Consider the following 24,019-nt stretch of genomic DNA (forward strand, 5'->3'; position numbering starts at 1 on the left):
CGGCCGCGCGCCTCAGAGGGCTGGGCATGCGAAAGGGCCGTCCGTATCGAACGGCCCTCGATGGCGTGCAGGTGTCGTGGCCGCTCCTAGAAGGAGCGCCACCAGCAGAGATTGCTGACACGGTGCACGGCGGAAGTCATGGGGCGAGTGTACGCCGGGGCCTGCGCCCGGGGCCCGCTATTTGTGGGAGTGCTCGCCCACGTAGAAGAGCAGCCAGACGAAACCGGCGAAGAGGTGCGTGCCGAAGATGTAGAAACCGGCGCGGAGGGCGATGCCGCGCTCTTTGGTCTTCTCGGCGTCCTCGGCGTCCTCGGCGTCGGCGGTGCTCTTGGCCACGGGGTCCTCTTCTGGTGGTGGGTGCTGTCCAGGGTACGGGGGCCCGGCCGCTTGTGCGTTACGTCACGGTGACCGGCGGGCGGGGCGCTCCCTACGATGCGTGACAGATGCAGCTAGTCGATGGAGCCAGTCGAGGAGACCGATCCCGTGACCACAGGCGTTGCCGCTCGCGAGAGCTACTACGAGCGGACGGGCGAGCGCTCCTACAAGCCCACGGCCCACGCCGGGGGTGCGTGGAGCCCCGATGAACAGCACTTCAGCCCGGTCGCGGGGCTCGTCGTGCACGCCCTCGACCAGCACCTGGCGACGGCGACGCGACCGGGGAATCTCGTACTCGCGCGGATCAGCTACGACATCCTCGGCCGCATCGCACTCGACGAGTGCGAGATCACCGTGGAGACGGTTCGGCCCGGCCGGACCATCGAGCTCCTTGAGGCGACCGTGGCCATCGCCGGCCGTCCGGTCGTCCGCGCGCGGGCCTGGCTGCTGGCGTCCCTGGACACCTCTGCCGTCGCCGACAGCCCGCACGAGCGGCTCCCCGCACCCGAGGAGCTCGCTCCCTGGGTGATGAGCGAGGGGTGGGGCGGGGGCTACGTCTCGTCCATCGAGGTCCGCCGGACGCCGCCGGTCCGCAAGGGGCGTACGTCGGCCTGGCTGTCCTCGCCCGTCGACCTGGTCGCGGGCGAGCCGAGCAGTGCCCTCGCCTCGTACATCACGCTCGTGGACACCGCGAACGGCATCGCCGTCCAGCAGGACCCGACGGCGTGGATGTTCCCGAACCTCGACCTGACGATCCATCTGCACCGGCAGCCGGAAGGGCCGTGGACCGGGCTTGACACGACCGTCACCTTCGGGCCGTCGGGGCAGGGGCTGACCAGCAGCGTCCTGCACGACGTCCACGGGCCCGTCGGCCACGCCGAACAGATCCTCACGGTGCGCCCGCTGGCGGGCGGCTGAACGGGCCCGGGGTTCGTCTGCGGGCCGGTGGGGGCTGGCCGCGCAGTTCCCCGCGCCCCTAAAAACCACCGTTCGCCTGCGGGTTGTCTGTGGCTGGTCGCGCAGTTCCCCGCGCCCCTTAATCAGCCCGGGGTTTGTCTGCGGGTTGTGGTGGGCTGGTCGCGCCGTTCCCCGCGCCCCTCAAAACCATCGTTCGACTGCGGACCGTGCTGGGTTGCTCGCGCAGTTCCCCGCGCCCCTGAAAGCCTGTGGCTGAGCTGGACTCTCCGGCTGCGGCGGACTACCTGAGGGGCGCGGGGAACTGCGCGACCAGCCCCCACCGGGCCGCAGCCGAAGAGCGACGCATGCCGCGAAGCGGGCCGCCGCGAGCAGGGGCGGGCGCCGACGGTGGTGGGGCAGCGCCCGGGCCGCCGGAGGCGGGTGCACCACGTACGCGCGGGCAGACGCCGACGGTGGGCGGCCACCCACCAGAGGCCCGGGCGATCCAACCCCGCTGAACGGGCGGGCGGGTGGGCGTCGCGGGCGGGTGGGCCCGGGTCAGTCCTCGCGCGTGTAGAACGTGTAGAACGCCGCCGCCATCATCCCGCCCCCCAGCAGCGCCCCCATCATCGACGCCCCGAACACGCTCTCCCCGGACTGGGCGTACAGGAACCCCGTCCCCGCCCCGAACAGCGTTCCGAACGCCGCCGCCCGCAGCTCCCGCGGCAGGCGGCCCTGGATCATCAGCAACCCCAGCCCGAGCGCAGCGATCACCGCACCGGACACCAGGCCGAGCGCGATGTTGGCGCCGGTGACCTCGCCGCCCCGCCGGTTGATGGACGCGGCCCAGAAGCCGTAGAAGATCCCGATGACCACCGGCAGGGCGATCAGCGCCACCGGCAGGCCGAGACGGGCGGTCAGGCCGGAGAGAGGGCCGGGCCGGGACGGTGCCGGCATCGCTGCGTGTGCGGACATGGCGCAACTCCTTCCACTTCCCCCATACAGCCCACACCCGCGCGCCCCGCCCGGCAACCCGGGGTTGGCTGGACCCGTGCGCTCCTCCGTCACCGCAGTCGGCCTCGGCATCGCCGCGGGCGGGCTCGGGCTGCGCGCCCTGGTCGCACTGGGCCGTGTCCTCACCCTCGCCGACCTCCCGGCCCACACCGACCCCGGCACCGCCGCGGGCGTCTACGACACGCTCACCGCGATCCTGCGCAACGCCGCCTGGGGTGCCGTCGCCGTGGGTCTCGCCCTGGCCGTCACGGCCTGGCTGAGCGGCCGCGTACGGCGAGCCCCGCCAGCCGACGAAGCGCCGCGTCGAGCACCGGCCGCGGCGGCGACGCCAGACCCACCCTGACCGCGTCCGGCGCCGAAGCCGCGCCCACCGCGAACGCCGAACCGGGCGTGACCGCGATCCCCAGCTCCGCCGCGGCCGCCGCCACGAACGTCTCCGCCCGCCACGGCGCCGGCAGCTCCCACCAGCAGTAGTAGGAGCACGGGTCGGTACGGACGGAGAAGGTGCCCAAATGGCGCGCCACCAGCGCGTGCCGCGCCGCCGCCTCGGCCCGCTTCGCCGCCGTCACCGCCTCGACCGTCCCGTCCTCCACCCACCGCACCGCCGCCTCCAGGTTGAACCGGCCCGCCGTCCACGCCCCGGACCGCAGCGCCCGCGCGACCTCCTCCGCGTACGCCTCGGGGACGCTCAGGAACCCCACCGTCAGCCCGGGCGCCAGCCGCTTCGACAGGCTGTCCACGAGCAGGGTCCGCTCCGGCGCGTATGCCGCCAGCGGCGCGGGCGCATCCACGGCGGCGGCCAGGAACGCCCACGTCGTGTCCTCCACCGCCGCCAGCCCCAACTCCTCCAGAACCAGAGCCAGTTCCTCGCGTCGCGCGCCCGGCATCGTCAGCGACAGCGGGTTGTGGAGCGTCGGCTGTACGTACACCGCGCTCAGCGGCGTACGCCGGTGCGCCGCCTCAAGTGCCGACGGCAGCATCCCCGAGCCGTCCGTCCCGATCGGCACCAAGGTGATTCCCAGCCGCTCCGCCACCGCCTTGACCAGCGGATACGTCAGCTCCTCCACCCCCACCCGGCCCCCCGGCCGCACCAGCGCCGACAGCGCCGCCGCGATCGCCTGGCGGCCGTTGCCCGCGAACAGCAGCCGGTCCGGGTCCGGGCGCCAGCCGGGGCGGGCGAGCACCCGGGCCGCCGCCGCCCGCGCCCCGGGGGTGCCGTCCGCCGCCGCCGGGCGGGTGGCCTCCAGGAGTACGTCCGGGCGGGCCAGGCCCGCGAGAGCGCGCGCCATCAGCTCCGACTGGCCGTCCGCCACGGGGTAGTTGAGCTCCAGGTTCACCGGGGTGCGGCCGCTGTCCTCCGCGAGCACCGACCCCGGGTGCGGCGGCGCCGCCCGTACGAACGTGCCGCGCCCGACCTCGCCCACCACCAGGCCCCGGCGCACCAGCTCCCCGTACGCCCGTATCGCCGTGGAGACCGCGACCCGGTGGCGGCGCGCGAACGTCCGCTGGGGCGGCAGCCGGTCGCCCGGGCGCAGCCTCCCGTCGGCTATCGCCTTCGCCACCCCGTCCGCCAGCCGCCGGTAGTCCATCCCAGGCCCGCCCCTCCCACATTGCACCGAGAGCAAAGATCTTATTGCACCGAGCAGTTGGGCCCGCCTAGCCTCCTGACATGCCCACCACCTACACCGACCGGGGCACGGGCGACGCCCTGCTCCTGGTCCACGGCCATCCCTTCGACCGCACGATGTGGGACCCCCAGATCGAGGAGTTCGCCCGTACGCACCGGGTCGTCGCCCCCGATCTGCGCGGCTACGGCAGCGCGCCCGGCACCCCCGGCACGACCCTCCTGTCGGACTTCGCCGAGGACGTCCGCGCGCTCGCCGACCGGCTCGGCATCGCGCGCTTCACGCTCGGCGGGCTCTCCATGGGCGGCCAGATCGTCATGGAGTGCTACCGGCTCTTCCCGGAGCGCATCAGCGGCCTGCTCCTCGCGGACACCTTCCCCGCCGCCGAGACCCCGGCCGGGCGCATCGCCCGCCGCGAGACGGCCGACCGGCTCGTACGCGAGGGCATGAAGCCGTACGCGGACGAGGTCCTGGAGAAGATGGTGGCGCCGTACGCGGACGCCGAAGTGAAGGCGCACGTCCACCGGATGATGACCACCACCGATCCCGAAGGCGCCGCCGCCGCGCTGCGCGGGCGCGCCGAACGGCCCGACTACCGCGAGCTGCTCACCACCGTCACCGTCCCCACCCTGATCGTCGTGGGGCGCGACGACACGTACACACCGGTCGCGGACGCCGAGGCGATGCACGCGGCGGTCCCCGGATCCACCCTCGTCGTCGTGGAGTCGGCGGCCCATCTGCCCAACCTGGAGCGGCCCGCCGAGTTCAACGCGGCCCTGCGCGCCCAGCTGACGGGCTGAACACCCGTACCGGCGGATACTTGAGAGCGGAACGGCCTGTCGAACCGTCGACCGGGAGAGGCTCTTGGACACCAACGCCGACGCCAACGCCGACTCCCTTGGCACCGCACCGCCCTGGCCCGCCACGGACGCGGCGGCGGGGCCGCCCGGGGAGCGGGGGCACCCGTGGCGCCGGGCGAGTGCGGTCCTGGGCGGGCTTGTGCTCGCCGGGGTCAGCGCGGTCGTCGGGTGCCGGACGGCCGGCTCCGACGGGGTCACGCCCGTGCCGCAGCTGCTCGCCTTCCTGCCGTGGCTGCTGGTGCCGGGCGGCGCCGGGCTGGTCCTGGCCGCGTTCGGGCGGTGGCGGCTCGGGATGGCGTGGGCGCTCGCCGTACTGGCGCTGACCGGCTGGTACACCCAGCCGTACGGCGCCGAGATCACCCGGCCGCACGGCCGCCCCCTCGGCGAGCTGCGCGTCCTCACCTCCAACACCGAATTCGGCTGGGCGACGGACGACTTGATCACGGCGGTGCGGCGCGAGAAGCCGGACTTCGTGTTCGTCGAGGAGTGCTCCTTCGTCTGCGCGGACGCGCTGGAGCAGCGGGTGACCAAGGCGGACTACCCGTACCGGAACGTCGTACGCGAGGACAGCTCGGCCGGGTCCGCGATCCTCAGCAAGTACCCGCTCACGGCCGCCCCCACCATCCCCTCCGAGATGGCCATGCCGGGCGCGGTGGCGCGGGTGGCGGGGCGGGACGTACGGCTCCAACTCGCCCATCCCGAGCCGCCGCTGCCGGGGCGGGAGGGCACGTGGCGCCGGGAGCTGGGGCGGGTGCGGGACTTCGCGGCGTCGGCGAAGGGGGAGCCGGTGATCGTCGCCGGGGACTTCAACGCCACCCAGGACCACGCCGCGTTCCGGTCGGTCCTGAAGGCGGGCGCCCTGCACGACAGCGCCCGGCTCGTGGGCAGGTCCCGCGCGTACTCCTGGCCCGCCGACCGCACCACGCCGTTCCGGACCCAGATCGACCATGTGCTGGTCAGCGGCGACGACTTCACGGTCAGGTCGGCGCGGTTCCTGACCCTGCACGGGTCCGACCACCGGGCGCTGGTCGTCGACCTCGAACTGTTCGAGGGTTAGGGCCTGTCCACCGGACAGGCCTTAGGGCCGGATGGCGGTTCGCCGGGGTGCGGGTGGCGGGCTCCCGGGTGAGGATCGGACCGTCCGGGAGCCCGGGGCAGGGGGCCGATCAGGAGGTCGTACGCGTATGCGCGCTGTCGCGGTCCAGGCCTTCAGGGCCACGCCGGGGGTCATCCAGGTCCCCAAGCCGGTACCCGGCCCCGGCGAGGTCCTGGTGAAGATCGACTACGCCGCCCTCAACCCGTTCGACTGGCAGGTCGCCGACGGCCTCCTCGACGGCCGGGTCCCTCATGTCTTCCCGCTGGTCCTGGGCCTCGACTTCGCGGGCCGCGTGGACGTGGTCGGGCCGGGCGAGAACCGGTTCGTGGTGGGCGACGCGGTGTACGGGCAGGCGGCGCGGCCACCTGTGGGGACCGGAACGTACGCGGAGTACGTGGCGATGCCGCACGACTCGACGATCGCCGGGGTGCCGGACGGGCTCGCGCTGCGGGCGGCCGCGGCGCTGCCCACCGCCGGGATGACCGCGCTCCAGATCCTGCGCACCGGCGTGGCGCTCGAACCGGGCGACTCGATGCTCCTCGTGGGCGCGGCGGGCGGGGTCGGCAGCGCGCTGACCCAGCTGGCGGCGGCGCGGGACATCCGGGTCGTGGCGGTGGTGCGGGGCGACGAACGGGAGCGGATGCGGGCGCTGGGCGCGGCGGTCTCGATCGACTCCACCGAGCAGTCCGTGCGCGAGGCGTGTGCGCGGGCCGTGCCGGGCGGGGTGGACGCGGTGGTCGACCTGGTGTCGGCCGACGCGGAGGCCTTCGACGCGTACGCGTCGCTGATGCGCCCGGGCGGCGCCGCGCTGAGCACCCGGGGCGCGGCCGCGCCCGGGAAGGGCGTGAACTTCCGGCTGACGGCGTCGGGAGCGCTGCTCGACGCGCTGGCCGCGGCGGCGCTGGCGGGCGAGGTGCACGTGCCGGTGGACGGGGAGTACCCGTTGGAGAAGGCGCCGGAGGCGCTGGAGCGGAACCGGGTGGGCGGGGCGCGGGGGAAGACGCTGTTTGTGCCGTAGGAATGTTTGTCCACAGGGTGTGGATAAACATTCCGACTGTCGAACACTCACCTGCGGGCCGGTGGGGGCTGAGCGCGCAGTTCCCCGCGCCCCTAAAAGCCTGTGGCTGAGCTGGACTCTCCGGCTGCGGCCGACTGCCTGAGGGGCGCGGGGAACTGCGCGACCAGCCCCCACCCACCCACAGACAAAGGCCGGGCAAGATCCATTGTGCCGAAGACCCACCCAAAAGGTCTGATTCACCGTGATCGCATACTGATGCCATGGGTGCACAGCTCGACGTGGACAAAGACCCGGGCGACCGGGGGCGGGTGCGGCTGGCGCCGCCGCAGTGGCTGGTCAGCGGGTTGCGCCCGCAGAGCACGCCGATCGTGTGGCCCGCCGTCGCCCGCGCCGGGGTCGGCCTCGCGGCCCCGCTCGCCGTGGGCTTCGCCACCGACCAGCCGGCGTACGGCGCGCTGGTGTCGATGGGCGCCCTGTCGGGCGTCATCGGCGACACGGCCGACGCGTACCGGATGCGGGTCTTCAACATCGCCGTGCCGCAGCTCTTCGGCGCGATCGGCGTCACGCTCGGCACCCTGGTGTACGGGGACGGCTGGCTCGCCGTCGCCGTGCTCACCCTGGTCGCGCTCGTCTCCGGAATGATCTCGTCCATCGGCGCGGTGGCCTCCGTGTCCGGGCTGCTGCTCCTGTTGAACGCGGTGGTCGGGGCCGGGCTTCCGATGCCGTCGCCGTGGTGGAAGGCGCCGCTGCTGCTCACCCTCGGCGGCCTGTTCGTCCTCCTGCTCACCCTGCTCGGCTGGCCGCTGCGCAACCGGGTCCCGGAACGGGCCGCCGTCGCCGCGACCTACCGGTCGGTGGCCGACCTCCTCGAAGCGGCGGGCACACCGGCGTACGACGCCAAACGGCAGGCGGTCACGCAGTCGCTCAACACGGCGTACGACCTGGTGCTCGCGCGCCGCACCCGCGACCACGGACGGCGCAGCCCGCTGGTACGGCTGCTCGCGCAACTCAACGTGGTGATCCCGCTGGTGGAGGCGGCCCCGGCGGCGCACCTGCGGGGACGGCCCCTGCCTCCTGAAATCCCTTCCGCCGTACGGGAGTTGGCGTCGGCGGTGGAGCAGGCGCGGACGGGACCGGTGCCGGACCTGGCGCTCCCCGAGCCCGCCAAGCCGTCGGAGCGGGCGGTGGACGCGGCGCTGCGGCACGCGGCGGTCGTGGTGCACAAGCCGGACCCCGACCCGTACAACGTCGACGACCGGCTCGGGCGCCCGGCGGCGCTGCGGATCCGGCTGCGGCGGGGCGCGCGCAACGTGCTGTTCTCACAGGCGTCCTGGCGGTACGGACTGCGGCTCGCGCTCTGCATCGGGCTCGCCCAGGCGCTGGTGTCGCTGGTGGCGGTGCCGCGCTCGTACTGGGTGGCGCTGACCGTCACATTCGTACTGAAGCCGGACTTCGGGTCGGTGTTCTCGCGGGCGGTGCTGCGGGCCCTCGGCACGGCGGTGGGTCTCGTCACGGCGGCGGCGGTCCTCGCGGAGGTGCCACGGGGCTGGTGGGACGTGCCGGTGATGGTGGTCCTGGCGGCCCTGATCCCGGCGTTCTCGGCGAAGGGGTACGCCTTCCAGACGGCGGCGATCACGCCGGTGATCCTGCTGCTGTCGGACGTCCTGAACCACCAGGGCTTCGCCCTGGTCCTGCCGCGTCTGTGGGACAGCCTGATCGGCTGCGGGATCTCGCTGGTGGCCGGGTACCTGCTGTGGCCGGAGAGCTGGCACACCCGGATCGGGGACCGGCTGGCGGACGCGGTGGGGGAGGCAGCGGCGTACGTGGAGTGCGCGTTCGCCGGCGAGGACCAGGCGGAGCGGGTGCGGCGGCGGCGCCGGATCTACCGGGACCTGTCGGTGGTCCGCTCCGAGTTCCAGCGGGCCCTGACCGAGCCGCCGCCGACCGGGGCGCGGGCGGCGGCGTGGTGGCCGCTGGTGGTGGCGGTGGAACGGATCGTGGACGCGACGACGGCGGCGCGGGTGCGGGTGAACCACGGGGCGGCGGCGCCGTCCGCCTCCGAGGTGGCGGAGGTTTCCCGCGAGCTGCGGGCGCTGGCGGACGGGCTCCGGGCCTCGTCCACGCTGGTGGAGGTACGGGCGTCGCTGACGGGGTCGGAGGAGAGTGTCCTCGCCCCCCTCCGCCAGGAGGTCCGAGCGGCCCGGGCGATCGCGTCCCCGCGCTGACCCACCCGCCCGCCCGTTCGGCGGGGTTGGGTCGCCCGGGCCTCTCGTGCGTGGCCGCCCACCGTCGGCGTCCGCCCGCGCATGCGTGGTGCGCCCGCTTCGCGGAAGTGGCTTGTTCTTCGGCTGCGGCCCGGTGGGGGCTGGTCGCGCAGTTCCCCGCGCCCCTCAGGCAGTCCGCCGCAGCCGGAGAACCCAGCTCAGCCACAGGCTTTCAGGGGCGCGGGGAACTGCGCGAGCACCCCCCACCGGCCCGCAGACGAACCCCGGGCCGAAAAGGGGCGCGGGGAACTGCGCGACCAGCCCACCACAACCCGCAGACAATCCCCGGGCCAAAAAAGGGGCGCTCAGAACAGTGGTAGCTGGCCCGGGAACGGGGCCAGTTCGAAGCCGTCCAGGGTTCGTTGGGGTGGCGCCGCCGGGGCCCGCCGCTTGGAGCCCGGGCAGAGCGTCAGCTCCCCGCCGCCCGACGCACGCGTACGCGGATCGTGGCGCACGTACTTGCCCGCGACCACGGCCACGGCACGGCCGCACGACGGACACGGACGGCGGGGAGAGACACTCGACATGCGTTCATGCTGCCAGAGGGGTACGACACCCGGGTGCCCCACCGGCCCGCACGCCGAGTCGGAGGCGCGGCTCCGGACGAGCCCCGCCCGTACCCCCTACGCCGCCGGCTTGAACGCCGACGCCAGGCCGTTCTGCCACAGGGTGTTCACCCGCGACCGCTCCCGGCTGTTCGGGTACGCGTTGGTGCACGACGTGCCCGGCCCGCCGCCGGACATCAGCTCGCTGCACGGGCCCGAGTAGTGGTCCGGCAGACCGAGGACGTGGCCGGTCTCGTGGGCGACCACGCGGACCGAGGAGTACTGCTGGTTCTGCTGGTAGTCGAGGAAGATGTACCCGCCGCCGTGCCCGTCCGTGGACGCGTACGAGCCGTTCGGGTCGTTGCCCTCGCGGTACGAGAAGTCGGCCCCGGAGGAGGACTCGGCGAGGCGTACGTTCTGCACCGAGGAGTTCCAGATCTGCGCGGACTGCGATATCTGGGAGCGGAAGCTCGGCGCGTTGCGGGTGCTGTAGTAGACGGTGACGGAGGCCGCCAGCGGGTTGGCGGCCCGCTTCTTGGCCACCGACTTCATCACGGCGTCGTAGAACGCCTTGTTGTTGGAGGCTTCCTTGGCCGAGCCCGCGTACGTCGAGCCGTGCACGTAAGCAGACGTGGTGGTGGAAGGCGCCGCCGCCGTCGCGGGGATCGCGCCGAGGCCGGCGAGCGCCAGACCCAGTGCGGTGGACAGGACGACAGTCCTCTGGTGTCTCATGGGGGGCTCCTGGTCGTTCTCGTGGGGGTGGCTCCGGTGGGTTGCCGGGACCAGGGCGAGTGTCGGGGAGCCGGGTGCGCGCGGGGATGATGGCAATCGGCGATAACTCGGTGTTATCGGCGGGGAATCGGCCGTCTAGTGCGGGACATGACAACCCCTTTACCCTCGGGCCATGGAGCTCGACGTGAGGCACCTCCGCGCCCTCTGCGCGATCGCCGATACCGGCAGTCTGCACAGGGCCGCGCGGCAGCTCGGAACCAGCCAGCCGGCCCTGACCACCCAGCTCCGGCGCATCGAGCACTCACTGGGCGGACTGCTCTTCTCCCGGGAGCGCACCGGCTGCCGGCCGACCCCCCTCGGCCAGATCGTCCTCAGCCGCGCCCGCCCCCTGCTCGCCGGGATGAACGCGCTGGTCACCGAGGTACGGGCGGCCGTCGACGGGGTGGACGGGCGGCCCCGGCTGCGCATCGGCTCGACCGCCAGCCGCGCCATCCCCGGCTGGCTGAGACGGCTGCGCGAGCGTCTGCCCGGTACCGAGACCCAGCTCCATGTCGCCGTCTCCGCCAACGCCCTGCTCGGCCTGGTCGCGGCGGGCGAGCTCGACGTGGCCTTCATCCACCAGGTGGAGGGCTGCCCGCTGCGGGTGCCGGACGGCCTCGACGTGCGCGTACTCGTCGAGCGCGAGCCCCAGTTCATCTCGCTCGCCGTCGACCACCCGGCCGCCGCCGACGAGGTGGTGGACCTCACCGACCTGGCGGACGACCGGTGGATGGTCGACCCCAGCGTGGACGGCGAGTGGGACGGGCTGCGGCGCGTGTTCGCCGCCGCCGGGCTCAACCCCCGTGTGCTGCACGGCGATTACCTCACCGCCGCCTCCCTGGTCGCCACCGGCGAGGTCGTCACCCCCTGCCAGCCGACCTCCCGCCCGCGCCCGGACATGGCGATCCGGCCCCTGCGCGGCGACCCCCTGGCCGTACGGCTGCTGCTCGCCGCGCGGGCGGGGGCGTACCAGGAGGCGCTGTACGGGACGGTCCACTCCGCGCTCGACTCCGCGTACTGGGAGGCGGCCCGGATGTCCGCGCCCTACCGCGCCTGGCTGTCGGGGCCTCGGGCCTTGCGGCCCGTACTGGGCTGAGTACCCCTTTATCGGCCCGGTGTTCGTCTGCGGGTTGTGGTGGGCTGGCCGCGCAGTTCCCCGCGCCCCTGAAAATGCCGCTGCGCGGCATCCCCTGGGGCGCCCCGAAGGGGCGCATCTCAGGGGCGCGGGGAACTGCGCGCTCAGCCCCCACCGGCCATTACGATGCACGCGATCTCCAACCCCCGCCCGCGGGACCGGAGTTCCGACATACCGCCATATGTCGCGTTGCGCAGCAAAGGACGGCCATGAACAGTAGAAGCCGCACCGACAGAGGGCTACGCTCCAACGCCCTCGGCACGTTCGACACCGTCGTCATGGCCGTCGCGGGCAGCGCGCCCGCGTACTCGCTGGCCGCCACCACCGCCGTACTGACCGGGTCCGTCGGCCTCGCCGGGCCCGCCGCGCTGCTCTACTGCGCGATACCCATGCTCGGCATCGTCCTCGCCTTCGGGCGCCTGGGGCGCATCGACGTCAACGCGGGCGCCGCCTACTCCTGGGTGGCCCGGACCCTGCACCCCTTCCTCGGCTTCATGAGCGGCTGGGCGCTGGTCGTGGCCGCCACCATCTTCATGGTGGCCGGATCGCTGCCCGCCGGGCAGATGACCCTCGCCCTGTTCGACCCCGAGCTCGCCCACCACACCGCGCTCGCCACCGCAACCGGCGCCGGCTGGTTCCTGCTGATGCTCGCCGTGGTGCTCGGCGGCGCCCGGCTCTCCGCCCGCGCCCAGGTGATCGTCTCCGGCGTGGAGCTCGCGATCCTCGTCGTCTTCGCCGTCGGCGCGCTCCTCCACCACGGCGGCGCCGCCCCCTTCGACTGGTCCTGGCTGGGTTTCGGCCACTTCGACGGCCTGCGCGGCTTCGCCTCCGGCACCCTGATCGCCGCGTTCTACTACTGGGGCTGGGACGTCACCAGCAACCTCAGCGAGGAGACCCGCGACAGCCGCCGCACCGCCGGGCTCGCCGCCCTCGTCGGCCTCGCCGTCGTCTTCCTGCTCTTCGTCGGCTTCACCGTCGCCGTCAACATGACGCTGACGCCGGGCGCGATCGAGCAGCACGAGTCCAACGTCCTCGCCGTGCTCGGCGAGACCATCTGGCCCGGCGTCGGCGGCAAGCTCATGGTGCTCGCCGTGGTCCTGTCCACGATCGCCACCCTGGAGACCACGCTGCTCCAGGTCACCCGCTCGCTCTTCGCGATGGGCCGCGACCGTACGCTGCCCGCCGTGCTCGGCACCGTGCACCGCCGCTGGAACACGCCCTGGGTCGCCGTCGTGGTGGTCGGCGCGGTCGCCCTCGCCCTGTTCGTCGCCTCCAACGCGCTGGGCTCGGTCGAGGACATCATGGCCGACGCGCTCGCCGCGATCGGCCTCCAGACCACGTTCTACTACGGCCTCGCGGGCCTGGCCGCGGTCGTCGCGTACCGGGGGACGCTGACCAGGTCGGTGGGCTCCTTCGTCTTCGGCGGACTGTGGCCCGCGCTCGGCGCCGTCTTCATGTTCTGCGTCTTCGTCGCCTCCCTCACCCAGCTCAGCGGCGCCGCGATCGCCATCGGCCTCGGCGGACTTGCCGCCGGGCTCGCCCCGATGTTCTGGTACTGGCGGCGCGGCAGCGCCTACTACCGGCCTGCCGCCCTCGACGCCGGCCGGGCCATCGCCGTCGACGAGGGGTACGCGGCCTCCGGCGCGGGCCGCCCCGAGTACGCGGGCGCGGCCCTGCCGACGGACTTCTGATCGCCGGTCCCCGATTCGTAGACTCTCCGACCCATCGACCAGAGAGGGGTGTTGATGGCCGCTTCCCGCCGCCGGTCCTCCGCCGTCCGCTTCTGCCCGGACCTCGGTGACCGCGCGCTCGCCACCGCCCGGCACGACATCGTGATCGGGCGCTGGCAGGGCGTACGGGACCTGCTGCGGGCGACCGGCGAGAACTGGCCACTGCGCACCCACCGGATCCGGCTGCTCGCGCCCGCCGTCGCGGGCTCCACCGTCGTGGAGGCGTGGCGGGCCGCCGAGCCCGACAGCGCGGACGTGGCCGTACTGCGGGCCGCCACCGAAGTGGTCCGGGTCTTCCACCTGGCCATCGCGGCGGGGCGCGGCGCGGCGCCCGACCGGGACCGGCTCGACGTGGCGGTGATGGCCTGCCTGGGCGCGGCGGACGCGCACCCCGCCGACCCGATGCCGTGGGCGTCGCTGCTCACGGTGGCCCGGCTGTACGAGGGCGGGGTGGGGCGGCGCGATCTGCGCGGCTGGTGGGACGAGTTGCGCCGGCGCGACCCGTACCACGTGGAGGGCCATGTGCAGATGCTGCGCTACTTCTCGGCCCGCTGGCACGGGACGCACGGCACGATGTACGACTTCGCCCGGGACGCGGCGGGCGCGGCGCCCGCGGGCTCCGCGCTGCCGGTGCTCGTGCAGATCGCCCGGGTGGAGGAGTACCGGTACGCCGCCGAGGGCGCCAAGGGGCAGCCGGTGCGGGGGTTCGGGCAGCACTGGAGCGGCGAGCTGGCGGTCACCGAGCTGCGCCGCACCTACGACCGCTGGCTGGGCGGCCGCCCGCCCGGCCCGGTGCCGGTCGCCGAGGCGGCCGAGCTCAACTACCTTGCCCACGCCGCGTGTTGTGCCGGGCTGAGCCTGGAGGCGCGTTCCCTGGTGGGGCTGCTGGGGGAACGGGCGGCGCGGGTGCCGTGGGTGTACACGGGCGATCCGGAGCAGCAGATCACGCGCTGGCGGATGCCGTCGGGGACGTAACCGGTACGGCGTCGTCCGCCCCCTGCCGAGGTTGACCGGATCGGATCGCTAACCTTACGTGTCCACGCTCGTGGTCCCGCTCACGCGGCGTGGATGCGTGCGGATACGTAACTGGATAGCAACTGGATACGTAACGCCATGCAACGCACATCGCACCCAACTCATGCGAAAGGCCTCGCCCATGGGCATTCGGAGCTTGCTGCGCAAAGTGTTCGGACGCGATCGCGACGCGGAGAGCGCCGACCTGACGGCGGCTCCGGCGGCGGAATCGGCACCGGCCACGGCCACCGTGCCGGCCCCCGCCGAGGAGTCCGCACCCGCGACCCCGACGGTGCCGGCCCCGGCCCGGCGCGACCTCTCCCCCGCGGAGGAACTGGTCGCGGCGGCGTTCGACGCGTCCCCGTCCCGCCCGGCGGTCCCGGCCCCGGCGCGCCCGACGGAGGACACCTCCCCGGCCGAGGCCCCGGCCCCCGCCACGACCCCGGCCGGCTCCGACGTCCCGCAGCCGCGGGCCGAGTCCCCGCTGACGGAGCCCGCCCCGGCGGAGGAGCCGGAGGCTGTGGAGCCCGAGCCCGAGCCGGTGGTGGCGGAGGCGGAGGCCGTTGCGGTCGAGCCCGAGCCGGTGGCGGAGGCCGTCGAGCCCGAGCCCGTGGTGGCTGAGCCCGAGCCGGTGGCTGTTGTGGCCGAGCCCGAGCCTGTCGTCGTGGCCGAGCCCGAGCCCGTACAGGCCGAGGCCGAGCCGGAACCGGAGCCCGAGCCGCAGGCCGTGGAGCCGGACCCGGAGCCCGTCGCTGTCGTGGCGGAGCCCGAGCCCGAGGCCGTGCAGCCCGCCGCCAAGGCGTCCGCCGCCGTGGCCCTCCCCCGTGTCAAGTCCCGGGCCCCCGGCCTCGTGGAGCACTACAAGGCCGCCGGGGCGCAGCTGCGCAAGGCCGGGCTCGTCGGGGCGCGGGCCAAGGTGTACCTCGTACTCGACCGGTCCGGGTCGATGCGGCCGTACTACAAGGACGGCAGCGCCCAGCAGCTCGCCGAGCAGACGCTCGCGCTCGCCGCGCACCTCGACGAGGACGCCGCGGTCCACACCGTGTTCTTCTCGACCGAGCTCGACGGCACCGCCGACCTCTCCCTCGCCTCGTACGAGGGCGTCGTCGACGACGCGCACGCCGCGCTCGGCCGGATGGGCCGCACCAGCTACCACTGCGCCGTCGAGGCGGTCGTCGAGCACTACGAGAAGAGCCAGTACGACGGCCCCGCGCTGGTGGTCTTCCAGACCGACGGCGCCCCGGACGCCAAGGTGGCCGCCCGCCAGGCGCTCGCCGACGCCTCCGGCAAGCAGCTGTTCTGGCAGTTCGTGGCGTTCGGCGAGGACGACAGCAAGGCGTTCGACTTCTTGCGGAAGCTGGACGCCGAGAACGCCGCGTTCTTCCATGCGGGGCCCGTGCCGCGCGAGCTCGCGGATGCCGCGCTGTACGCCGGGCTCGTCGGCGGGTTCTCCCGGCGGTAGCGCTCCGCGCGGGTTCTTCACCTGCGGGCCGGTGGGGGCTGGTCGCGCAGTTCCCCGCGCCCCTAAAACCACCGTTCGTCTGCGGACCGTGCTGGGTTGCTCGCGCAGTTCCCCGCGCCCCTAAGGTGCGTCCCTTCGGGCCGTCCAGGGGATTGCCGCGCAGCGGCATTTCTAGGGGCGCGGGGAACTGCGCGCTCAGCCCACGGCGGGCCGCAGACGAGAACCGGGCAGACAGACCGTCACCGTCAAACCCCCCTCCGGGAGCGGCGCCGCCACCGCCGTCCCCCCGTGCGCCTGCGCGATCGAGCGGACGATCGACAGGCCCAGGCCCGCCCCCGGGCCCATCCGGTCGCGGCCCTCCCCCCGGCGGAACGGTTCGAACAGGGCGGGCACCTCGCCCCCGGCCACCTCCGCCCCGCCCGGGTTGGACACCATCAACCCGCCCTCGGAGACGGCCACTTCCACCCTTCCCCCCAGCCGGTGGTAGGCCACCGCGTTGGCCAGCAGGTTCGCGGTGAGGCGGGCCAGGAGCGCCCGGTTGCCGTGGACCGGGACCGGCCGCTCCGCCATGACCGTCACCGTCGGATACCGCGCCGCCTCCTCCCGTACCACCTCCGCCAGATCCACCTCCTCGCGCTCCGCCAGGCCCCGCTCGCCGCGGGCCAGCATCAGCAGGCCCTCGATCAGGGCCTCGCTGCGGCGGTTGTTGTCGAGCAGGGTCGCGCGGGTACGGGCGAGGTCGTCCGGCGTCGGGTCGTCCAGGCCGATCTGGATCGCCGCCCTCTGAGTGGCCAGCGGGGTGCGCAGCTCGTGCGACGCGTTGGCGATGAAGCGGCGCTGGCTGTCGAACGCCTTCTCAAGGCGTCCGAGCAGGTCGTCGATCGTGTCCCCGAGCTCCTTGAGCTCGTCGTCGGGACCGGTCGCGCCGATGCGTTCGTGCAGGTTGTCCGCCGAGAGGCGCTTCGCCCGCTCGGTCATCACATGGACCGGGCGCAGCAGCCGGCCCGCCGTGTACCAGCCGACGGCCACCGCCAGGAACGCCACCCCGAGCAGCGCCATCGACGACCACACCAGGGTCTGCCGGGAGGCCGCGTCGCTCACGTCCTCGCTGACCTGGCGCACGGTCAGCGGGGCGAGCACCGCGCCCTGGGTGCCGTGCGCCGCCGTGAACGGCTGGTCCACCGCGACCGTGGTCGCCCGGGTCGCGATGGTGGCCGCCTGCTCCTGCGTACCGGCCCGGGACAGCAGGTTCACCACCCCGAGCAGCACCGCCCCGAGCACCAGGAAGACCGCGCCGAAGACCAGCGCGACCCGGGTGCGGATCACAGCGCGTACCCGACGCCCTGGACGGTACGGATCAGGGCGGGCTCGCCCAGCTTGCCGCGCAGTTTGCTGAGGCAGACGCGGACCGCGCCGGTGAAGGGGTCGGCGTGGGCGTCCCAGGCCCGCTCAAGGAGCTCCTCGGCCGAGACCGTGCCGCCGTCCGCCTCCAGGAGGATCTGGAGCACCGCGAACTCCTTCGGAGAGAGGTCGAGCGAACGGCCCTCGCGGTCCGCCGTGCGCCGTACCGTGTCGAGCCGCAGTCCGAGCCGCTCCAGGACCGGCGGCACCGGTCGGGCGCTGCGCCGCCGCAGCGCCCGCACCCGGGACACCAGCTCGGGGAAGTCGAACGGCTTGCCCAGATAGTCGTCGGCCCCCAGGTCGAGCCCCTCCACGCGGTCCTCGGTGGACGCGGACGCGGTGAGCATCAGGATCCGGGTGCGGGAGGCGTCCGCGACCAGGCTGCGGGCCACCTCGTCGCCGTGCACCCGGGGCAGGTCGCGGTCCAGGACCACCACGTCGTAGTCGTGCAGCCCCAGATAGGCCAGGGCCGCGTCCCCGCTGTAGACGGTGTCGACGGCGAAACCGGCCCGCCGCAGCCCGGTGGCGACCAGCTCCGCGAGGACCTCCTCGTCCTCGGCGACCAGTACCCGCATGCTCTGTTCCCCTTGCCGTTCCCCGCTCACGTACGCGCCCCTTCTCCTCCCAGGATGCGTCCTTCGTACGGGAACGGATGTTTCGCGGACCTCTCCACCGGCCGCCGCGGGTTTATCCGGGTGAGTGGAGCTTCCCGCGGCCGTTAGGATTTCGACCATGGCGGCCACTGGATCCGAGAAGCAGGGGGCGAAGGCGTTTTACGTCTCGACCCCCATTTACTACGTCAACGACGCTCCTCACCTGGGCCACGCCTACACGACCGTCGCAGGCGACGTGCTCACGCGCTGGCACCGTCAGCGCGGCGAGAAGGTGTGGTACCTCACCGGCACGGACGAGCACGGTCAGAAGATCATGCGCACTGCCGACGCCAACGGGGTGACCCCGCAGGAGTGGTGCGACAAGCTCGTGGAGGAGGCCTGGAAGCCCCTCTGGGAGCACCTGGAGATCGCGAACGACGACTTCATCCGTACGACGGAGAAGCGGCACACCGACCGTGTGCAGGAGTTCGTCCAGGACCTGTACGACAAGGGCGAGATCTACAAGGGCGGCTACGAGGGCCCGTACTGCGTGGGCTGCGAGGAGTACAAGCTCCCCGGCGACCTCGTCGAGGCCGAGGACGGCACCAAGCTGTGCCCGATCCACAAGAAGCCGGTGGAGATCCTCAAGGAGGAGAACTACTTCTTCAAGCTCTCCGAGTACGGCCCGAAGCTCCTTGAGTTCTACGAGGCGAACCCGGACTTCATCCAGCCCGAGTCGGCCCGCAACGAGGTCATGAACTTCGTGAAGCAGGGCCTGCAGGACCTGTCGATCTCGCGGTCGGCCTTCGACTGGGGCGTCCCGATCCCGTGGGACGACAAGCACGTCATCTACGTGTGGGTCGACGCCCTCCTGAACTACGCCACGGCCGTCGGCTACGGCGCGAACCAGGAGAAGTTCGAGGAGACGTTCCCGGCCAATGTGCACCTGGTCGGGAAGGACATCCTCCGCTTCCACGCGGTCATCTGGCCCGCGATGCTGATGGCCAACGGTCTGCCCGTACCGGGCCAGGTCTTCGGTCACGGCTGGCTGATGGTCGGCGGCGAGAAGATGTCCAAGTCGAGCCTGACCGGCATCAAGCCGCAGGACCTGACCTCGCACTTCGGCGTCGACGCCTACCGCTGGTACTTCCTGCGCGCCATCGCCTTCGGCCAGGACGGCTCGTTCTCCTGGGAGGACTTCACCGCGCGGTACACCTCGGAGCTCGCCAACGACTACGGCAACCTCGCCTCGCGCCTGGCGGCCATGGTCGGCAAGTACTTCGGCGGCACGCTGCCCGCGGCGACGGCCTCCGGCCCGGCCGAGCAGGCCATCGCCGACGGCCTGACCAGGGCCGTCACCGAGGCGGACCGCAAGATCGGCGAGGAGCTGGACTTCCAGGGCGGCATCCTGGCGGTCTTCGACTTCGTGAAGCAGGTCAACGGCTACATCACGGAGCAGGAGCCGTGGAAGGTGGCCAAGGACGAATCGGAGGAGGGCCGGGCGCGCCTGGCGACCATCCTCTACACGGCCGCCGAGGCGCTGCGCGCCGTCGCCGTCCTGCTGAACCCCGTCATGCCGGACACCTCGCAGAAGCTGTGGGAGTCGCTCGGCGCCGAGGCCGCCGACCTCGGGCCGCTGGCGGACCAGCGGGTCCAGGACGCGGCCCGCTGGGGGCAGCTCCCGGTCGGCGCGACGGTGACGAAGGGCGCGGTGCTGTTCCCGCGTCTGGAAGAGAAGCCGGCTTAGGCATTACGCACGTGTGAAGGGCCCGGAACCGGACAGGTTCCGGGCCCTTCGCGTGCTCCGCGCGGTTGCGAGGCGCGTTCGGTGCGCGCACGCTGCACGTGAATGTGTACGTGCATGAGGGGGTGCGCGCCATGACCAGGAGTACGGACCAGCAGCGGGCCGAGGAAGAGGCCGAGCGCCGCGAGGAACTCATCCGCAAGGTCCGCGAGGCGAATCGCCAGAGCGAGAATCGCCCCACGGGCCCACCGTCCCCGGACTTACCGTCCCGCGACGAGGAGTGAGGCGGGCGAACAGGATCAGCGGGACAGGGCCGCCGCGTCCCCCATCACGACCACCGGGGTGCGCGCCGGGTCGAGCGCGCGCAGCAACTGCCGCATGCGGTCCCGGGGAAGGGCCACACAGCCGTGCGTCGGGCCGCCGTGGTCGACGTGCAGCCAGATCCCGCCGCCACGCCCGGCGCCCAGCGGCCGGGTCCAGTCCAGCGGGGTGGTGCCGGGCTTGCGGTTGTAGTTGACCGCCACCACGTAGTCGAAGGACCCGGCGAGCGGCTCGCCCTCGACGCCGGTGCCGCGCGCGGTGAAGGCGGAGCCGTGGTCGTACGGCAGCCGGGTGCCGGGGTCGGCGAGGCGGCCGCCCGCGTCGGTGAGGCCGAACACCCCGACGGGCGAGCGCAGATCGCCCGCCCGGTGCTCGCCGGTCCAGCCGCGCGCCGCGTTGCGGGCGGGCCAGGGCCCGTCGGCGGGCAGCCAGCCCTTGACCCGGTCGCGGGTGTAGAGGACGGCGGTGGCCCGGTCGGCGTCGGGCCCCTCGCCGGTGACGACGAGCGCCTGGGTGCTGGCGGCGGGGATACGGGCGCGGGTGGCGGGGCCGAGCGCGGGTATCTCGCGGGGGCGTACGGGTTCGGGCGCGGCCCGCCCGGCGTGCGCGCCGCCGCCGGAGTCGGTGACGGGGTCGGTGACGGGGTCGGTGACGGCGTCGGTGCTCACGTCGGCGAGCGTGCCGGTGCCGTCGCCCTCGTCCCGGACGCCCTGGCCGTCGTGGCCGCACCCGGTGAGCAGCAGGGCCGCCAGCGCGAGGGCGACCGAGACACCCCGGGCGGTACGAACGGACATGGCGGAGCCTCTCTTCGCGGCGCGGTCGATGGCGGTCACCTGCCCCTCCTCTTGGGGGTGGGGGCCTCGGTGGGCTGGGCGAGGTCGTAGGTCGCGCCGTCCAGGAGCGCGGCCGCCTCGGCGGCCTGCCGGTCGGGCCCGGTGCCGTTGACGCACAGGGTGGCGTACAGCACCGTCGTGGGATCCGCCGTCGCGCGCGTGGTGGTGTAGTAGGCGGTGGCGCCCACCCGGCGGCAGCCCGGCGGCACCTCCCGGGCGCGTTCCATGGGCGTCCCCGATGGCAGCGCCTCGGTACCGTCCCTGCCGCCCGGCAGCCCCCACAGCGACAGCAGCAGGCCGTCGGGGGCCAGCCGGTCCACCGGCTCGCACAGCACACCGGATCCGTCGGACTTCTTCAGCTCCGAGCAGGCCTGCTCGTACGACCTCAGCGGCTGCGCGGCCACATAGCCCGACGGCAGCGTCTTGGTCTTCTGCGCGGCCCCGTCGGGCAGCCGCAGCGCGGCCCAGGACGCGGGCAGCCGCAGCACCAGACCGCCGAGCTCGGGGAAGTCGGCCCGCACTCCGGCGGGTTCGGTCACCGCCTGCGGCGGGGACGCGGCCGGGGGCACCTTCTCCGGCTCGGTCCGCAGCGCGTCCGGCAGCAGCGCGCCGGCCGCCACCAGCGAGACCACCGCGACGGCCGCACCCCCGGCGGCCCGCCGCCGCCTGCGCCGCGCCAGCCGCCCGTGCACCTTGTCCAGGCGGGTCGCGGGGGCGGGCAGCCGGGGCACGGCCCGTTCGAGGAGGACCCGCAGCGCCTGCTCGTCGTCGTCCGGCCCGGGGAAACGGTCGTCACTCATGGCGCTCCTCGATCAGTACGGGCAGCAGCGTCCGCAGGGTGCGCAGTGCCTTGGCGGCCTGGCTCTTGACCGTGCCCGGCGCACAGCCGAGCACCGCCGCCGTCTCCTCGACACCCAGGTCCTCGAAGTAGCGCAGCACCACTACCGCGCGCTGGCGGGCGGGCAGCGCGCGGACGGCCGCCGCCAGCGACTGCTCCAGGTCCACGCCCTCGTACGCGTCGAACTGCCCGGCGGCGTCCGGGAGTTCGCCGTGCGGGACCTCGCCCCGCCAGCGCCGCCGCCACCAGGAGGTGTACGTGGTCACCAGCGTCTTGCGCAGATACGCCTCGGGGTGGTCGTCGGCTATCCGGTGCCACTTCGGCCAGACCTTGGCGAGCGCCGTCTGGAGCAGGTCCTCCGCCAGGTGCGCGTCGCCGGTCAGCAGCCAGGCCACCCGCAGCAGCCGGGGTCCCCGGGCGGCGACGAACTCCTCGAATCCGTCGGGTGCGTCGGGGGCCATCGTCGTGTCCTCGTCTGTCTGTCCGGGCTCTCACACCTGTCGAACGCGGTGGGGTGCCGGGCGGGTTGCCCCGGACACGAAGAAGGGCCCGGATCCACAGTGGATCCGGGCCCTTCGCCGTAGGAGGAGTGCGTACGTCTGCGGGCCGCCCCAGGGGGATTGCCGCGCAGCGGCATTCTTAGGGGCGCGGGGAACTGCGCGAGCAACCACACACCACCCGCAGACGAACCCCGGGCTTACTTCTCCGTGCCCTTGGCCGCGACCGGCTTGCGGAGCTGGATGTTGAGCTCGCGCAGACGCGACTCCTCCAGCTCGCTGGGCGCGCCCATCATCAGGTCCTGCGCGTTGCCGTTCAGCGGGAACGCGATCGTCTCGCGGATGTTGGGCTCGTCCGCGAGCAGCATCACGATGCGGTCGACGCCCGGGGCGATGCCACCGTGCGGCGGGGCGCCCAGGCGGAACGCCTTGAGCATGCCGCCGAACTCGCGCTCCACGGTCTCCCGGTCGTAGCCCGCGACCTCGAACGCCTTGAACATGATCTCGGGCTCGTGGTTACGGATCGCGCCCGAGGACAGCTCGATGCCGTTGCAGACGATGTCGTACTGCCATCCCAGGACGTCCAGCGGGTCCTGGGTCTGAAGGGCCTCCAGGCCGCCCTGCGGCATCGAGAAGGGGTTGTGCGAGAAGTCGATCTTGCCGGTCTCCTCGTCCTTCTCGTACATCGGGAAGTCGACGATCCAGCAGAACCGGAAGACGCCCTCCTCGAACTGGCCGGAGCGCTTCGCGGCCTCGACGCGGACCGCGCCCATGATCTTGGAGACCTCGTCGTACTCGCCCGCGCCGAAGAACACGGCGTGCCCGGCGGCCAGGCCGAGGCGCTCGGTGAGGACCTTGATGTTCTCCTCGGTGAGGAACTTCGCGATCGGGCCCGCGAACGTGCCGTCCTCGCCGACGCGGATCCAGGCCAGGCCCTTCGCGCCGTGCTCCACCGCGTACTCGCCCAGGCCGTCGAAGAACTTGCGGGACTGGCCCGCGACGTCCGGCACCGGCAGCGCGCGCACGTGCTTGCCCGCGAACGCCTTGAACTCCGAGCCCTCGAAGACGTCGGTGATGTCGACGAGTTCGAGCTTGGCGCGCAGGTCCGGCTTGTCGTTGCCGTACTTCAGCATCGACTCGCGGAACGGGATGCGCGGGAACGGCGAGGTGACGTGGCGGCCGCCGCCGAACTCCTCGAACAGCTCGGTCATGAGCTTCTCGATCGGCTGGAAGACGTCCTCCTGCTCGACGAAGCTCATCTCGACGTCGAGCTGGTAGAACTCGCCCGGCGAGCGGTCCGCGCGGGCGTCCTCGTCGCGGAAGCAGGGCGCGATCTGGAAGTAGCGGTCGAAGCCCGAGATCATCAGCAGCTGCTTGAACTGCTGCGGGGCCTGCGGCAGCGCGTAGAACCTGCCGGGGTTCAGCCGGGACGGGACGACGAAGTCGCGGGCGCCCTCGGGGGAGGTCGCGGCGAGGATCGGGGTCGCCATCTCGTTGAAGCCGAGCGCGGTCATCTTGTGGCGCATCGCCGAGATGACGGCGGAGCGCAGCATGATGTTGCGGTGCATGCGCTCGCGGCGCAGGTCGAGGAAGCGGTACTCCAGGCGCCGCTCCTCGTTGACGCCGTCCTCGGCGTTGATCGTGAACGGCAGCGGGCCGGCCGCGCCGAGCACCTCGACCTCGCCGACCTCGATCTCGACCTCGCCGGTCGGCAGGTCCGCGTTCACGTTCTCCGCGCCGCGCGAGACGACCTTGCCGTCGATCCGGACGACGGTCTCCTTGGAGAGCTTGTCCAGGACCTCCGCGCCGGCCGTGCCGGGGCGGGCGACGAGCTGCGTGATGCCGTAGTGGTCGCGCAGATCGATGAAGAGGATGCCGCCCAGGTCTCGGCGATTGTGCAGCCAGCCGCTCAGCCGGACGTCGGCGCCGACGTCGGAGGCGCGGAGCTCGCCGCAGGTGTGGGACCTGTACCGATGCATTTCTTCA

General features: G+C 73.2%; 23 protein-coding genes. 12 read left to right on the plus strand and 11 right to left on the minus strand.

Features of this window, described 5'->3' with window-relative positions; all coding sequences use genetic code 11:
* Window positions 1–177 precede the first annotated feature (177 nt).
* Window positions 178–336, minus strand: a complete 159-nt coding sequence (locus OG965_RS20800; RefSeq protein WP_371653590.1) for a DUF6126 family protein — start codon at window positions 334–336, stop codon at window positions 178–180.
* A gap of 147 nt (window positions 337–483) precedes the next feature.
* On the opposite strand from OG965_RS20800, the gene OG965_RS20805 reads away from it, so the two are divergent.
* Window positions 484–1,293 carry a thioesterase family protein gene (locus OG965_RS20805; RefSeq protein WP_371653591.1) on the plus strand — a complete coding sequence of 270 codons (810 nt, stop codon included), beginning with the start codon at window positions 484–486 and terminating at the stop codon, window positions 1,291–1,293.
* A 537-nt stretch (window positions 1,294–1,830) separates the two neighbouring features.
* On the opposite strand, the gene OG965_RS20810 is transcribed toward OG965_RS20805, so the two are convergent.
* Entirely contained in the window at window positions 1,831–2,247 is a 417-nt protein-coding gene (locus OG965_RS20810) for a hypothetical protein (RefSeq protein WP_371653592.1), read from the minus strand.
* A gap of 76 nt (window positions 2,248–2,323) precedes the next feature.
* Between OG965_RS20810 and OG965_RS20815 the strand changes: the two genes are divergently transcribed.
* Window positions 2,324–2,629 carry a hypothetical protein gene (locus tag OG965_RS20815; RefSeq protein ID WP_371653593.1) on the plus strand — a complete coding sequence of 102 codons (306 nt, stop codon included), beginning with the start codon at window positions 2,324–2,326 and terminating at the stop codon, window positions 2,627–2,629.
* Here OG965_RS20815 and OG965_RS20820 read toward each other — a convergent pair.
* On the minus strand, window positions 2,532–3,875 hold the full coding sequence (locus OG965_RS20820; RefSeq protein ID WP_371653594.1) for a PLP-dependent aminotransferase family protein: 1,344 nt from the start codon (window positions 3,873–3,875) through the stop codon (window positions 2,532–2,534). The genes OG965_RS20815 and OG965_RS20820 overlap by 98 nt on opposite strands.
* Window positions 3,876–3,955: 80 nt before the next feature.
* Between OG965_RS20820 and OG965_RS20825 the strand changes: the two genes are divergently transcribed.
* The 4 genes from OG965_RS20825 to OG965_RS20840 all read left to right on the plus strand — a co-directional run bounded on the left by OG965_RS20825 (window position 3,956) and on the right by OG965_RS20840 (window position 9,110).
* Window positions 3,956–4,711, plus strand: coding sequence for an alpha/beta fold hydrolase (locus OG965_RS20825; RefSeq protein ID WP_371653595.1), 756 nt, complete (start codon window positions 3,956–3,958; stop codon window positions 4,709–4,711).
* A gap of 64 nt (window positions 4,712–4,775) precedes the next feature.
* The gene (locus tag OG965_RS20830; protein WP_371653596.1) at window positions 4,776–5,828 is read left to right on the plus strand and encodes an endonuclease/exonuclease/phosphatase family protein; all 1,053 of its coding nucleotides are present in this window, start codon (window positions 4,776–4,778) and stop codon (window positions 5,826–5,828) included.
* Window positions 5,829–5,955: 127 nt separating this feature from the next.
* Window positions 5,956–6,885, plus strand: a complete 930-nt coding sequence (locus OG965_RS20835; protein ID WP_371653597.1) for an NADP-dependent oxidoreductase — start codon at window positions 5,956–5,958, stop codon at window positions 6,883–6,885.
* 260 nt (window positions 6,886–7,145) lie between these two features.
* The gene (locus tag OG965_RS20840; RefSeq protein ID WP_371653598.1) at window positions 7,146–9,110 is read left to right on the plus strand and encodes an FUSC family protein; all 1,965 of its coding nucleotides are present in this window, start codon (window positions 7,146–7,148) and stop codon (window positions 9,108–9,110) included.
* 344 nt (window positions 9,111–9,454) lie between these two features.
* On the opposite strand, the gene OG965_RS20845 is transcribed toward OG965_RS20840, so the two are convergent.
* Complete coding sequence (locus OG965_RS20845; protein ID WP_371653599.1) at window positions 9,455–9,676, minus strand: hypothetical protein; 222 nt, start codon at window positions 9,674–9,676, stop codon at window positions 9,455–9,457.
* A 96-nt stretch (window positions 9,677–9,772) separates the two neighbouring features.
* The gene (gene snpA, locus OG965_RS20850) at window positions 9,773–10,426 is read right to left on the minus strand and encodes a snapalysin (RefSeq protein ID WP_371653600.1); all 654 of its coding nucleotides are present in this window, start codon (window positions 10,424–10,426) and stop codon (window positions 9,773–9,775) included.
* 172 nt (window positions 10,427–10,598) lie between these two features.
* Here snpA and OG965_RS20855 point away from each other — a divergent pair, with 172 nt between their 5' ends.
* The 4 genes from OG965_RS20855 (at window position 10,599) to OG965_RS20870 (ending at window position 15,806) form a co-directional block, all read left to right on the plus strand.
* Complete coding sequence (locus tag OG965_RS20855; RefSeq protein ID WP_371653601.1) at window positions 10,599–11,561, plus strand: LysR family transcriptional regulator; 963 nt, start codon at window positions 10,599–10,601, stop codon at window positions 11,559–11,561.
* A 248-nt stretch (window positions 11,562–11,809) separates the two neighbouring features.
* Window positions 11,810–13,291, plus strand: a complete 1,482-nt coding sequence (locus OG965_RS20860; RefSeq protein WP_371653602.1) for an APC family permease — start codon at window positions 11,810–11,812, stop codon at window positions 13,289–13,291.
* 54 nt (window positions 13,292–13,345) lie between these two features.
* Window positions 13,346–14,305: a hypothetical protein gene (locus OG965_RS20865; RefSeq protein ID WP_371653603.1), complete on the plus strand. Its 960-nt coding sequence runs from the start codon at window positions 13,346–13,348 to the stop codon at window positions 14,303–14,305.
* Window positions 14,306–14,513: 208 nt separating this feature from the next.
* Window positions 14,514–15,806 carry a VWA domain-containing protein gene (locus OG965_RS20870; protein WP_371653604.1) on the plus strand — a complete coding sequence of 431 codons (1,293 nt, stop codon included), beginning with the start codon at window positions 14,514–14,516 and terminating at the stop codon, window positions 15,804–15,806.
* A 195-nt stretch (window positions 15,807–16,001) separates the two neighbouring features.
* Here the strand turns inward: OG965_RS20870 and OG965_RS20875 are convergent, their stop codons facing one another.
* Both OG965_RS20875 and OG965_RS20880 read right to left on the minus strand, forming a co-directional pair.
* Window positions 16,002–17,132 (minus strand): sensor histidine kinase, encoded by a 1,131-nt coding sequence (locus tag OG965_RS20875; protein WP_371653605.1) that lies wholly within the window; start codon window positions 17,130–17,132, stop codon window positions 16,002–16,004.
* Window positions 17,129–17,782 (minus strand): response regulator transcription factor, encoded by a 654-nt coding sequence (locus tag OG965_RS20880; RefSeq protein WP_371653606.1) that lies wholly within the window; start codon window positions 17,780–17,782, stop codon window positions 17,129–17,131. The genes OG965_RS20875 and OG965_RS20880 overlap by 4 nt, the downstream gene beginning before the upstream one ends.
* Before the next feature lie 157 nt (window positions 17,783–17,939).
* Here OG965_RS20880 and metG point away from each other — a divergent pair, with 157 nt between their 5' ends.
* Window positions 17,940–19,547 carry a methionine--tRNA ligase gene (gene metG / locus OG965_RS20885; protein WP_371653607.1) on the plus strand — a complete coding sequence of 536 codons (1,608 nt, stop codon included), beginning with the start codon at window positions 17,940–17,942 and terminating at the stop codon, window positions 19,545–19,547.
* Between the two features lie 131 nt (window positions 19,548–19,678).
* Window positions 19,679–19,828 carry a hypothetical protein gene (locus OG965_RS20890; protein ID WP_371653608.1) on the plus strand — a complete coding sequence of 50 codons (150 nt, stop codon included), beginning with the start codon at window positions 19,679–19,681 and terminating at the stop codon, window positions 19,826–19,828.
* A gap of 15 nt (window positions 19,829–19,843) precedes the next feature.
* Here the strand turns inward: OG965_RS20890 and OG965_RS20895 are convergent, their stop codons facing one another.
* From OG965_RS20895 to aspS, 4 genes are all read right to left on the minus strand, one after another.
* Entirely contained in the window at window positions 19,844–20,659 is an 816-nt protein-coding gene (locus OG965_RS20895) for a L,D-transpeptidase family protein (RefSeq protein ID WP_371657010.1), read from the minus strand.
* A gap of 35 nt (window positions 20,660–20,694) precedes the next feature.
* Entirely contained in the window at window positions 20,695–21,498 is an 804-nt protein-coding gene (locus tag OG965_RS20900; protein WP_371653609.1) for a hypothetical protein, read from the minus strand.
* Window positions 21,491–21,997, minus strand: coding sequence for a SigE family RNA polymerase sigma factor (locus OG965_RS20905; protein WP_371653610.1), 507 nt, complete (start codon window positions 21,995–21,997; stop codon window positions 21,491–21,493). The genes OG965_RS20900 and OG965_RS20905 overlap by 8 nt, the downstream gene beginning before the upstream one ends.
* Before the next feature lie 236 nt (window positions 21,998–22,233).
* Entirely contained in the window at window positions 22,234–24,012 is a 1,779-nt protein-coding gene (gene aspS / locus OG965_RS20910) for an aspartate--tRNA ligase (RefSeq protein ID WP_371653611.1), read from the minus strand.
* Window positions 24,013–24,019 lie beyond the last annotated feature (7 nt).

Origin of the sequence: Streptomyces sp. NBC_00224 (genome assembly GCF_041435195.1) — a bacterium.
In the GTDB taxonomy this organism is placed as follows: Bacteria; Actinomycetota; Actinomycetes; order Streptomycetales; family Streptomycetaceae; genus Streptomyces.